Origin of the sequence: Butyrivibrio sp. AC2005 (genome assembly GCF_000424145.1) — a bacterium.
Taxonomy (GTDB): Bacteria; Bacillota; Clostridia; order Lachnospirales; family Lachnospiraceae; genus Butyrivibrio.
The window spans coordinates 426294-439569 of record NZ_KE384138.1; the positions used below are offsets into that span (position 1 = coordinate 426294).

Sequence of the window (13276 nt, forward strand, 5' to 3'; positions counted from 1 at the left end):
CATTATTTCTGCCCAAATCGTTAGCCCAACAACTCCATGAGCTGCTCCTTGGTCATATTTGTTATTGATTCGCTGTCACCGCTAAGAATAGCATCTGCCAGATCCTTCTTTGCATTCTGCATATCTATGATCTTCTCTTCGATTGTATCCTTTGCAATGAGCTTAAATACAGAAACATTTTTAGTCTGTCCGATTCTGTGTGCTCTGTCTGTAGCCTGATTCTGCGCGGCAATATTCCACCAGGGATCATAATGTATAACGACATCAGCTCCCACAAGATTAAGTCCTGTTCCACCTGCCTTTAGCGAAATCAAAAACAGTGGTACCTCATTTTCATTAAAACTGTGGACAAGCTTAATTCTCTCTTCCTTCGTAGTCTGCCCCGTAATCTTATAATACTCTATATGATCAGCCTTAAGGTCCTTTTCAAGGAGTTCCAGCATAGATGTAAACTGTGAAAAGAGCAGTATCTTATGACCTCCGTCAATCGCACTCTGTACCAGCTCTATACAGGATTGTCTCTTGGCGGACTCTCCCTTGTAGCCTTCAGTAATGAGCCCCGGATCACAGCATATCTGCCTGATTCTTGTAAGTTCAGCAAGTACCTTTAATCTGTCTTTTCCGGATCTGTATTCCTCACTTTCAAGAAGCTTCTTCATATGTGTGACCTGAGCATCGTAGAGCTTTCGCTGTTCGCTGTCGAATCTGGAATAGCGTATCTCTTCGATTTTATCCGGAAGATCCTTTAGCACTTCACCTTTTAGTCTTCTTAAAATGAAAGGCCCGACCATATTCTTAAGCTGTCTCGTAACATCTTCATCCTTGAATTTGGTTATGGCAGTTTCAAAATCAGACTTAAACCTGTCATAAGTATATAAAAATCCCGGCATAAGGAAGTCAAAAATACTCCAAAGCTCACTTAGCCTGTTTTCAATAGGCGTTCCGGTAAGCGCGAATCTGTGCCTGCTTTTTATTACTTTTACGGATTTCGATGAAGCAGCTGATGCATTTTTTATATACTGTGCTTCATCTATTATCTCATAATCAAAGGTAAGATTCTCGTAAAATCCGATATCTCTTTTCAAAAGATCATAAGAAGTCACAAGTACTTCCGGAAGCTTCTTTCCGGATAGTAATTTCTTCCTCTCCGACTGAGTACCGGTGACAGTTCTCACTTCGATTGATGGTGCGAATTTCCTGAATTCCTCTTCCCAGTTGTAGACTAAAGATGCAGGACAAACTATGAGAGCAGAGAGCTTATTCTCAAGCCTCTCCTTCACAGACAGCAGCATGGCAATAACCTGCAAAGTTTTTCCAAGCCCCATGTCATCTGCCAGAATGCCGCCAAAGCCAAGCTCTGAGATCATGGTCAGCCACTTAAAACCATATTTCTGGTATCCGCGAAGAGTCCTGTCGAGACTTTCGGGAACATCTAAATCTGCATCCTTTATGGTATTAAAATTCCTTACGAGATTCTTGAAATTTTTATCCCTGTCAGCCGCAATATCATCATGCTCTTCAAGAAGCTTATTGACATAAATGGCTCTGTAAAGCGGAAGATTGAGCTTTCCCTGTGTAAACTCCTTTACAGATACGCCCATGGCTTCCATAGTCATCATGAGTTCTTCCAACGTGTCATCTCTGTCAAGCTTTATAAACTCGCCATTTTTTAATCTGAAAAACTTCTTATTCTTGCGGTAGCTCTCAAGGAGCTCCAGAAGCTCGTCCTCAGACATGTCCTCTGTGGACACTTCCAGATTAAGGATTCCGCTTTCAACCGACACTCCAAGCCTCACTGAAGGAGTCTTACGAATCTTTAGCTTTTCAAAATCCTTGCTGGCTCTGATCTCTCCATACGCCATCATATCCTTAAAGCCTTCGCTTAAAAGCTCAAAGATATTCTCACCGTTTTTCTCGCAAAGAAAGGTTTCTCCATCATCACTTTGCTCCGGAAGATATTGCATGATGGTCTTTACACCGCTCTGCTCATAGGTCGTATCCCTTGATGGTGAGAGCGGATAATCGGAATCCCTGAGCGTGTGGAGAAATGTCTCTTCCTCATCATAGGTTGCCGAAACACGGCCAATGATATAATCCTCATCCGCATCCAGATAAAAGCTGAGTTTACACTCAGGCGGCAGGAGATCTTCCATTCTTATATCCTCAGGTTCATGCACCTCGATATCAGGACAATCCATCATCTGAGGTAAGAACCTGTAGTAGAACTCTGCCACATTATTTTCACCAATAGTAAACTCCGAAAGCCCGGCCTGGGAATTTTCTATTAAAAGCTCCATGACCGGCGATAATTTTTCAATTCTTGTAAGCGTCCCAGACTTAACATCAATTGAGTAATTGTAGTTTTTTCCCTTTATGAGTAGTGGAACATATGCCTCGACATAAAGTCCCGAAAACTCATCCTCCTCAGAAGAATGCTGTATGTAAACGGTTGCCTTTACTTTACCCTGACCTATCTTAATCTTCTTGATTTCTCCCTGACCTTCAATCATGAAACCGGACAACTCCAAAGTTTCACCATAGGCAATGTCATAAAAGTCATCAAGATGCTCGGCATCCAAGTCTATCTCATCCTGAATAATCGACGAATCATCGTCTGAGTAATAGGTTCTTCCAATGCTGTATTTATTCTGAATATAGTCAGTCTTCTCCTTGACTGTTTCCATTAATGAATAATACTTCTGCGATTTTTCATCAAAATCGTTGTCCATAAAGGACAGGATATAGCTCTTGCCAAACTTCATGCTCTTATGCTGATTATGCGCATCTATGAGATTCGGAATATTCTTAAGTACATACAGCTTCTCAATACCGATTTTGAATGATGCCGTTAGTTCCGGATACTTATTGTAGTGATACATATGAAGCCTTGGCTGCAGGCGGACTATGGGCGCTGCTGTTATGGTATCCTCTATCTTCTGAAGACTGGTCAGCTTCTTGTATCCGTTAAGTATCCTGCTGCCTATCAGGTCCGTATCATCGCCGGGATTGTACTTTGCAATATATTTATCCGCCAAAAGAAGAAGCGCTGCCTTGTGCTCACAGACCATATCATAGGTTTTGTAGTAATATCCATAGGAACTGAGAGATCTGTGATCAGCGGTACAATTAGAATGCATGATTGCATATCGTGTAAAGGTCACTCGTACAAAAATTCTTTTTCCGTTTTCTTCATACTCACCCTTAAAAGAAATTGCGAGATCTCCACTATCTTCATCATACCGGGACATATATTTAAGATCCGTTCCCGTTATTTTCATTCTGTCCTGACTGACAATTTTGTATGCCTTCTCCATGGTCTCAGTATCTATTCCGCTATTCTGAATCACCTGTCTTACATTGAAAAAAGTGCGACCCTGATCTGATTCGAAGTCATTACCAGCCAGTGAAAGCCCTGAGTTTTCGGTCTCCCATTCGTACATGACTGCTGCCTCATGCTTACAGAGTTTTCCCTTAACGCCAACAGGGCAACTGCATGCAAACATCAGATGCCCTATCTTAAGCCCCTTCACACGGACATTATAAACATGCGTGCCAAGGACTCTCGCCATACAGCCATCCTCTGTCTGCACAAACCCCTTAACTTTTCCCTTACTAAAATACTCCCCACCTTTGCGTAAGGTGAGGGAGTCGAAATAATTTGTCCAATCCATATTGTTTCAGTATGATTTCCTTATATTCTATGTATGTAACAAAAATATATTTTTACCCTTGCATAACTTTCCTGTCATTATTGAAATAGTCAAACAATGACAATTGTTTACCACTTAATTCCTGATCAGAATTACAATCATCTTTTTCATTCGATATGCGTTGTCCATCATCCGAAAGTGGTACAGCATTTCGTTCTATAAGCTTTTGATTTCCAATATATTTTTTATTATCCCATGTATAAACATATCCCCATTTGTGCTTTAAAGCCTCTGTCGCTCCTGCCCATGTCCCACCTTTATTATAATCAGCATGTACAACAACCGTTGCATTAGACATAGCATAAATGTATTTATTACGTTCCATAGCTGCAGCCACAAAGCTATTTCTTGACTTAGTTGCAAACGGAGAAACATGACTATAAACTAACAACTTTCCATCCAAAATATTCTGATGGATAATAGGTTCTCTAACTTTTATTGAAATATTATCCGGTAAAAAAAGAATTGCAAATCCATCATTACTTAGTGCGCTTTTCAGGGCTATATCATCTATGCCTTTAGCTCCGCCCGTCACAATACCGAATCCATCCGCAATGTTTTCCTTAACACGCTCTTGCGTGAATTTAACATCACAATCTTCAATATTTCTAGCACCAACATAGCCTACTGTTTTCTTATTTCTTAATTCACTATTGCCACATGTATAGAGAATAGGTGGACACATATCCCCGAGTCTTGCTTTTAACCTCTTTGGATATTCATCATCAAGAAATGTCACTATTCTAAAACCTCTTTCGTATAACTTTTCGAGTGCAAAAGCTAATGAACCACTTCTTTTCTTCAATTCCTCTACAGTTTTATCTCCAGAATTAAAAACTTCATCAACAGAATCATTGTTTTGGTGATAAAGTTTCCAAAATGCAGCACGTGTCAATGGCTTATATGAATCATTAAAAACGCCACACAATAAAATTACTTTTTCTGAATCCTTGTCCATTAATCATCACCTTGCATACTACTATCTGCTAAACAGAAAGGGAATACTGACTCCGCGCCATTCTTAGTTAACAATCTTCCACAAACAGTAAGAGTCCATCTTGAATCTACCATATCATCTATAAGAATAACTTTACCATTTATTTCTTCATCATCCTCAATTTCTATCGATTCTAATGCATTTTTGCATTGCACATTTAAGGCCAGCATTCTCAGCCAATATTCTTTGATTATCCATCAGAACAAGCAATGGGCTAATTATTATGGTTATACTTCCACCTCTTAATTCCGAAATCATTCTGGAAGCAACAAAATAAACTAATGATTTCCCCCACCCTGTTTTTTGAACAACAACAGTCCGTTTTCTTGTAAGAACAGATTCTATTGCCTCATATTGTCCTTCTCTAAATGTAGCCTCAGCACCATATATCTCCTTTAGTATTTCGTTTGCACGTTTATATATTTTTAAATTCATTTACATACATCCATCCTTAACACCATAGTAAATCTTAAGATTATATACATGATATCAAACGTATGTTCTGATATCAATAATTCTTATTTCACTCTAAAATTTACTTATTTCTGATATATTTTTATTTTGATAGATGTACCCTAAATATTTACCCCACTTTCAATCTTTTTTATTTTGTAATTGTCACCTTTTTTATGAAATCTTCAAAAGCCTGGATCTGATGGCACCGACTGTCCTGTCGTGAGCCTTGGCAATCTCATCTATTCCAAGCCCCATAGCCCACTCGTCCTTAAGCTCATCATCCTCGGCTTTATTCCAGTCATCATAGGTTTTGGCATTGATCTGCCTTATCCTGTCCACATTAGGATAATTCCTGATTGCTATACCCTCATAGAAATCAAATACAACCTTGGTTGTGCGAAGAGTCTGATCATGCATATAGAGATCCGAACCGGCTTCATAATAAGAACGGATCAGATTGACTCTATCCATATATTCAGGAACTTCATCCTTCTTTATGATTGACTTCAAAATAACATTAGCCAAAAGCAGTTCATCCCAAAGTGATGAATTAAAGGCAAAGCGATCCTCGCCTCTTTTTACTCCCCACTCGGATATAAACTGAGCTCTGTCCTCTTTTTCTATCCTGGGCGGTTTTTTATAAAAATCCCCAACGAGAATTATCTGCTTATCGCTATGCTCCTCCGAAGATGCCAGTTCCTTTAGATTATCAATAAACTGCAACGTTCGAATCGCATACTCAAACATATCAACCCTGCAATTGTTTATATCATCGATAATGATAATGTCCGCCTGGTCGAGCCTTTGACTGGGATCAACGTTATATTCTCCAACCCTCAGAATCCTGTCAGGCATCTCAAAAACTTTTTGAAGAGACTCCCCACCACAGCTCTCTGCTGCTTCTTTTGTAGGCGTACAGAGAATAACATTTTTACTCCTCTTTTCCTTTAAAAACTCATTTATCAAAAAAGACTTACCGGTACCTGCTGCCCCGGATAAAAACACATTTAATCCGGAATTCAGAACCTGCATAGCCCTTTGCTGATCACGTGTTAATACATTTAAATCATCCCTCATAAGCGACCCCCTACTTTCGTTATGCCCAAACTAGCACAACTGTATAAGCTACAGAATCTCTATATAACATTATATAAATTATACCATGAAAAAGCATCTCCGCTTTTGATTTTATGTGAAGATGCTCTATATTCTGTCCCTTAAATAATCAAATCACTCCCAAGGATGCTATATATCTTTTAACTCCCTTCTCTGTACTTAAATCATATTTCTTATTCACGCCAGCAAAGTAATTTGAAATCGCTTCGTGTGTAATTTTCTCTGTACAATGTTCTTTTTCGCCATAACCAGCATGAGCATCCATCCACGGAGGTTGCCTAAATATCAAAAGGATTATTCCATGCCAAACCATATTGTTAACGTTTTTTTGATAATGTATTATAGAAGAGTTTGAGGGGACAATAAAAATTCAAGGAGGAAATTGGATGAAAAAAATAGTAACAATTGTTGCAGCATTCATCATGGTAATATCCATGATGGGATGCGGAAAGAAATCAGATGAGGAACTAATTCAGGGCACAGTATGGCACCTGGAAGAGGTGAGTAGTGAATTGCCTGAAGTTTTTCCTAAATCAGGTTCAAATGGTTATCTGGGGGAATATTTTTTCAATGTAGAATTTCTAAGTGATGGTTCTGTGATAATTGATGCCAAGAGCGATCACCGTGATGATTATGAAAGTGTCGGATACTTCAGCTACTCTCTGGTCGATGGCAGGCTAAAAATATCCGCACCTCTCGGAACTACCTGCCTGGTAAATTATGAGTTGTCTAAAAACAGCCTTAAGGTGATTGATGGTGATAATTACGCAATTTTCAAGCCTTATGATGAAAATGACGCCGTAGAAAAAACAGCCTCTGCCAAGGAAACAGTGGATGATACTATCTCTTCTACTGAGGGAACAGAAGATGATATTGTTTCTTCTAGCGAGGAAACTGCAGGTGATGTTGTAACTTCAAATGAGGACGCTGCAGATGCTGTTGCCTATTCTACTGATGAAGTTACTAATGCTGTTGTCTCTTCTGACAATGAGACTGCCAATGAGGTCACCCCTGCTACCGATGCAGTAGTCGAAGCACCTGCCGAAACAACTGAAACAATAGAAACCTCTGACCACGATCCATCTAACAATGGCATGAATAAATTCTGGAGTCCGGAAGATGTATATGCGCTTTGGCAAGCCAACACCTATGGTCCCGGATGCTATCAGCCGGAAATCGGCATCGCCAATGAAGACTTCGCCTGGGGTGTCGTTGAGGGTGACCTGCATACAACAATAAATGTGAAACTCAAGGACGGTTACAGCTTTGCTGATATGAAGCCAAACATGCTTATCACACCCGAAATGCTGGATGTCTCCATAACAAATGCTCACTATACATGGTACGCTCAGGAGGAAGGTGATACCGACTACGAAGAACCTCTTCCGGATGTCACAATCGACCCAAAAGATATAACAATCAATAACCCCTGCTTCGTTCCGGATAATCCATATATTCAGTTGATTATCCCTGATATGTACAATGCATACACCGATGTTGAAGCAGGACAATACTACGTTGTTAACTGGGAATATGGGAAAGATATGTGATTAGTTGATTGTTCCTAAGCTTGCTGTCAAAAGGAGCCGGCAGTTATGCCGGCTCCGAATAATTCAAGCAAAATTATTTAGTTATTTAATACTTTTTCTGCCTCTTCCAAAGCCTCTTGATCCGTCATTCCGGGATTAGTTTTCAGAAAAAAAGCCTTTAATTTTTGAATATCATCAGCACTTTGCTTAGACATTCCCTGCTCTATACCTTGCTCTATTCCCGTACGAATCAGTTCCTTCGTCTCGTAATCAAGTACCTGTCCACCCATGATTCTCTCGGCCTCCTCTTTTACGATCTTCCGCTGCGCCGTTAGTGCAGCAATCACTTTCTTGGACAACATTATAATCGAGTGATGTGTCAAAACATCAATCTGCCCGGTCTCCAGCTTTTCACGTAGCTTATCATAAATCTCCTGATAACGATTTCTAAACTTCTCAAGGAAACCTTCATCCTGTGACTCTATTTTTTATCAAAGTCATCTTCAACCTCGTAATCATCTTGTCCTGATTACCATCACTCCGTTTTACAAATACTTATATAGCATGTAACAGTAGACTACTCCTTCCACGCTGACTATACGCTATATTTTCATTTCTCCAAATTCCAAAACATTAGCAATCCTCTCACTTGCATGCCCATCGCCATATGGATTACATGCGAATGCCATTTTGTCATATGCTTCTCTGTCATTCAGAAGTTTGGAAAAAGCTTCAAAAATACTTTCTTCTTCAGTCCCAACCAATTTAAGAGTTCCTGCTTCTATTCCTTCTGGGCGTTCTGTAGTATCACGCATTACCAATACAGGCTTGCCCAAACTTGGAGCCTCTTCCTGAATACCTCCAGAATCAGTCAATATAAGATATGCTTTTGACATAAAATTATGAAATTCGACAACATCAAGTGGTTCGATTATACGAATTCGGTTAATTCCTGATAATTCGTTTTTGGCTATTTCTCTAATCTTGGGATTCAAATGAATTGGGTATACAGCTTTTACTCCTGGGTTATTTTCTACAACCCTTCTTATTGCTCTAAACATATTTTGCATGGGAGCGCCTATATTTTCTCTCCTATGAGCTGTAATCAATATCAATTTACTATCAGTAGCCCATGTTAATACTTCATGCTGAAAATCATCCCTTATAGTCGTTTTTAATGCATCAATAGCCGTGTTTCCTGTAATATATATACTATTGGTTTTTTTTCCTTCTCTTAATAAATTGTTTTTTGATTCAACCGTTGGTGTAAAATGATATTGGGCTATAATACCTGTCGCCTGCCTATTGAACTCCTCTGGATATGGTGAAAAAATATCATAAGTTCTCAATCCAGCTTCAACGTGGCCAATAGGAATTCGTAAATAAAAGCATACTAGAGATGTAACAAAGGTAGTTGTTGTATCACCATGAACAAGTACAATATCAGGACTTTCTTTCTCTAAAACTCTTTTCATCCCATTTAATATTGAATCAGTAATATCAAATAAATCCTGCTTTTCTTTCATTATGGCCAAATCATAATTAGGCACAACGTCAAAAGCTGATAAAACTTGATCCAGCATTTGCCTATGTTGGCCAGTAACACATACCACCACTTTAGCAAATTCTCTCTTTTGCAATTCTTTAATTAACGGGCACATCTTAATCGCCTCAGGACGTGTGCCAAAGACTATCATCACTCTTTTCAAATTATTCACCCATTATTATGTCAAAAGCTATTCTATTTTCTTTTCAATACTACTAATTCTAAACTTTAAAAGGATCGTTAATATACATTCAGAAATAAGCGGAGCAATCGCAGCACCTATAATTCCATACAATTTTATAAGTACATAATTAAATATAACTGTTAACACAACTGATATTTGAAAGCAATAACTGTACTCTGCATCAAATCCTCCACCAAGCAATAATTGAATACCTAAAAAATTATTGTTAATTCCTGCAATCACCCACATAAGAAGCGGAAATGACAAGAAATAATAGTCTCTATATTCTACTCCCAAAACTAAAATGATTATTTGTTTAGAAAAAAAAGCTATGCAAACAGTAATAACTATAAAAAACATCAGAATAACTCTACGTAAACCTAAGAGCTTCTTTTTCCCTTTTACAAACGAATCTGTTACCAACTCACTAGAAATAGGATATAGAACCTGACTAATAGGTGCCCAGCAAAGCATCACAACATTAGGAATCTTTTGAATAGCAGCATAAATGCCAACGTCATAGCTTGATGACATCATTCCGAGAAATGTTATCCCTATACCACCAAAAATTTTTGAACTCATTTGGGTGCTAAACACATTCCACCCTGCTCGTATTTCTCCAGCAATATCCCTAAGTCTAATGGCAATAAATCTCATTTTATATTTTTTTATTGCAATGAAGGTTCCTAATATCCCATTAATAACAGGAGAAACCGAATATAATACAGAATATAATAGTATATCTTCGCTTTTTCTAATAAGCAAAAATATCATAACAACTGAAATAGTTCTAGAAAAAATGCATATTATAGCTATGTACTGCATCTCTTGTATCCCTTGAAAAAACCAGTTCTGCTGGAGGCAATAACCAGCCATTCCTAAGAATAATATACATATACAGTTTTTATATATTCCTTCCATAGGTATAGTCATCATGAAAAAAGTTATAAATAATCCACAAATGAAAAAGAAAATAATCCTCGAATATACGACCGCTGAGAACAGTTTAATGGCACCATTTCTGTCCTCCTGCTTTGATAGTAATACGATTTTCCTTGATGCTGACATTCCAAAACCATATTCTATTACAGTTTGTAAGTATCCAACAATATTTATAGCAAATGAAAACGTCCCATAATTTGATGGTCCCATTATTCTTGTGATGTAAGGAATAGTAATTATAGGTAATACAGTATTTGCAAGTTGTAATAAATATAACCAAACCCCATTTTTATAAACTCTATCATCAAACCTTTTTAGCACCGTAGGGTTACCTCTCCTATCACGAGAAATTTTTATATTACTTTCACATTCTTAGATTGAGTACCATTATCCTCAGTATTTAATAATCGACAATTTATATGGCTTCAATCTTTGATGCGATTTCTTTAAGTGTTGATATATTATCTACGCTTTCATAAAACTGACGAGAGTTGTTACTGTAATAGTCATAATTGTTATCTATCTTTTCTATCGCATTAATAACTTTTTGATATGAAAAATCAATACATAATCCAGCGTTTGCTTTGCCTACAGTATTTTTTAACCCAGGAATGTCGTTGCAAAGCATTGGAAGTCCAAAATATGAATACTCAAAAATCTTATTTGGAGCACAAAACGCTTTATTCAATGTGTCCGGTTTGTAAAAAATCGCTCCAATATACGCATTGCCTGTAAGTTGTAGATGCTCAGGTGCTGGTATATATTCAAGGATGACTGTTTTTTTGTGAATATCTCTAACTTTAGGAATTACATTATATTTATCAATTCCAACCAATAACAGATAAATATCTGGAAAGGAATCACGCAGAACACTGGCAATAGCACTTATATATTGATAGTTTTGAAAAATTCCTTGATAAATAATATATTTGCTATTTCCAATTGTATTCAGTGCTTCTCTTGCCTTGCTATTTGATATATAGTCCCCCCTTTTATAATCAATATAATAAGGTTTGTTAGGAATTGTATACGGAACAACATCAAGATGAAACCATACTTTCATTATGTATGAACGTGTTTCTTCACAAGTTGTTACGATAGCTGCATTTTGTGCCATACTCTTTGATAAAACTCGCTTTAAGCAAGATGTGTCAAGCAATTCTAAAAAGGAAATCACATATTCAATATTTCCTAGTGCACCAATAAATGGCAACATACTTTCAACGTTTCCAAACCATAATATTTTTGGTGTTGATGTTCTCCCCCTTAAATACTTCATTACTGAATATCTGAACCAATAAAAGTTATTAATCTTATCCAAGATACCAGGAAATCTATTCATCTTGTGAATCATCTCAACACAATCTATCCCTTCATCTCTCAGTAAACTCAAAATTTTGTCATCAGAAGATCCATATAGAACAGTAATTTTTACCCCCAATTTTCTGAGAATCCTAATTTGCGTGACACATGGCGGATAATAATGAAGATCAGTTTTTACTACATAATAAATATGTTTTTTTTCCATATATTACAGTCTCATTTCATTTGTTATATACTTATTCCGGTAAAATTAGATGGCATTTTTCAAAAACAACCATATTTGCTCTATACATTTTCTTGCCTTATTACTCGTATGTCTTTTTATTATATTTTTAATTTTATATACCCCTTTAATTGATAACCCATATTTTTTCAACAATAAAGGGTAAGTCATTACCTTACAATCAATATAATACTCGTCACGGAGAGAAGGCCTTTCTGTTGGAGTGCTTAACTGTCTATTCATAATGCTTTCTTTTTCATAATCAAGTTTCACATAATACATTTTGTCTCGTACACATTCCCACATTTTCAGACCTTTTTCAGTATTTAGAAGTATATCAGACAAAACAAATCCTTTTTCAATTGATACATATTGCCGCCTGTCATTACAGTCCCCCAAAGTAATATCTCCAACACGATCTCTTCTCGCATATTTACATGAATAACAACTCTCCCTAACTGAATAGCCTAATAGAAAAGCTGAATAATAAACATCTCGCTCAGGATAAACTATTATTGATGAATTATCTTCATATTCAATGTAATAGCTATAAGAGCTTGCTTCATGCCTAGTCCGATGCCGGAATCTTATATTCCTAATTTTTTTATTATTTACATATCGACTAATATTATTTTTAAAATTTTCCGGGCTAGGTACTCCATGGCAGATAATATCGACTGTATATAAGTAATCAAGAAAACCACGACAATAATTCTTAACTGCCGCTACTTGGCAAGGCGTCCCTGTAAATAATACATACCTATTATTTTTTAACAAATTTAATATTTTATCAAAGCAATAGTAGATATTGCTTTGAACATACTTTGACCCTTGTAATTTGCTTATCTGTTTTATGTCATCAATAATAATATGCTTGACCTCAAAATTATTATAATCAAACGCAGCTCCACATACATATCCACCATGTTTCTCAATTATGTATTTAGCAAGAATAAAAAATGCACCTCCTGAAGTGCTCATAATAGTACTATTACCATCTACTACACGAGCAGCATATTGCTGAATTGGATATTTCACCACAGAAACACTACATTCTGGGCAATACTTAATGCACTTTCCACATCCTGAACATGCTCCATCATCAACAAGAGGATATAAAAAACCTTCATCACTATTTACAATTTTTATAGCTGCAAAGCGACATATTTTAACACACACCAAGCACCCTGTGCACTTTTTACCTATTAGTGAAATATTCATATTTTTGCGAATGTAATTGACCATTTTAT

The 13276-nt window shown here is 37.0% G+C and carries 10 protein-coding genes; 1 reads left to right on the forward strand and 9 read right to left on the reverse strand.

The genetic code is table 11. The features are described from left to right. Positions 1-20: 20 nt before the first annotated feature. The 4 genes from G602_RS28015 to G602_RS0121920 form a co-directional block, all read right to left on the reverse strand. Positions 21-3590 (reverse strand): DEAD/DEAH box helicase, encoded by a 3570-nt coding sequence (locus G602_RS28015; protein ID WP_207638184.1) that lies wholly within the window; start codon positions 3588-3590, stop codon positions 21-23. A gap of 133 nt (positions 3591-3723) precedes the next feature. Further along, positions 3724-4668, reverse strand: a complete 945-nt coding sequence (locus G602_RS0121910) for a DNA-processing protein DprA (protein ID WP_026660935.1) — start codon at positions 4666-4668, stop codon at positions 3724-3726. 156 nt (positions 4669-4824) lie between these two features. Then, on the reverse strand, positions 4825-5142 hold the full coding sequence (locus G602_RS0121915) for a DEAD/DEAH box helicase (protein ID WP_026660936.1): 318 nt from the start codon (positions 5140-5142) through the stop codon (positions 4825-4827). 192 nt (positions 5143-5334) lie between these two features. Next, positions 5335-6240: an AAA family ATPase gene (locus G602_RS0121920; RefSeq protein ID WP_026660937.1), complete on the reverse strand. Its 906-nt coding sequence runs from the start codon at positions 6238-6240 to the stop codon at positions 5335-5337. A 425-nt stretch (positions 6241-6665) separates the two neighbouring features. Here G602_RS0121920 and G602_RS0121930 point away from each other — a divergent pair, with 425 nt between their 5' ends. After that, positions 6666-7829, forward strand: coding sequence for a hypothetical protein (locus G602_RS0121930; protein WP_026660938.1), 1164 nt, complete (start codon positions 6666-6668; stop codon positions 7827-7829). A gap of 77 nt (positions 7830-7906) precedes the next feature. Here G602_RS0121930 and G602_RS0121935 read toward each other — a convergent pair whose 3' ends face one another. From G602_RS0121935 to G602_RS28020, 5 genes are all read right to left on the reverse strand, one after another. After that, the gene (locus G602_RS0121935; RefSeq protein ID WP_026660939.1) at positions 7907-8098 is read right to left on the reverse strand and encodes a hypothetical protein; all 192 of its coding nucleotides are present in this window, start codon (positions 8096-8098) and stop codon (positions 7907-7909) included. Between the two features lie 312 nt (positions 8099-8410). Next, on the reverse strand, positions 8411-9517 hold the full coding sequence (gene wecB, locus G602_RS0121940) for a non-hydrolyzing UDP-N-acetylglucosamine 2-epimerase (RefSeq protein ID WP_026660940.1): 1107 nt from the start codon (positions 9515-9517) through the stop codon (positions 8411-8413). A gap of 27 nt (positions 9518-9544) precedes the next feature. Next, positions 9545-10801 carry a flippase gene (locus tag G602_RS0121945; protein WP_026660941.1) on the reverse strand — a complete coding sequence of 419 codons (1257 nt, stop codon included), beginning with the start codon at positions 10799-10801 and terminating at the stop codon, positions 9545-9547. 94 nt (positions 10802-10895) lie between these two features. Next, positions 10896-12008, reverse strand: a complete 1113-nt coding sequence (locus G602_RS0121950; RefSeq protein ID WP_026660942.1) for a hypothetical protein — start codon at positions 12006-12008, stop codon at positions 10896-10898. A 45-nt stretch (positions 12009-12053) separates the two neighbouring features. Then, a complete protein-coding gene (locus G602_RS28020) occupies positions 12054-13271 on the reverse strand; it encodes a Coenzyme F420 hydrogenase/dehydrogenase, beta subunit C-terminal domain (RefSeq protein WP_049945406.1) in 1218 nt (405 codons plus the stop codon). Between the last annotated feature and the right edge of the window lie 5 nt (positions 13272-13276).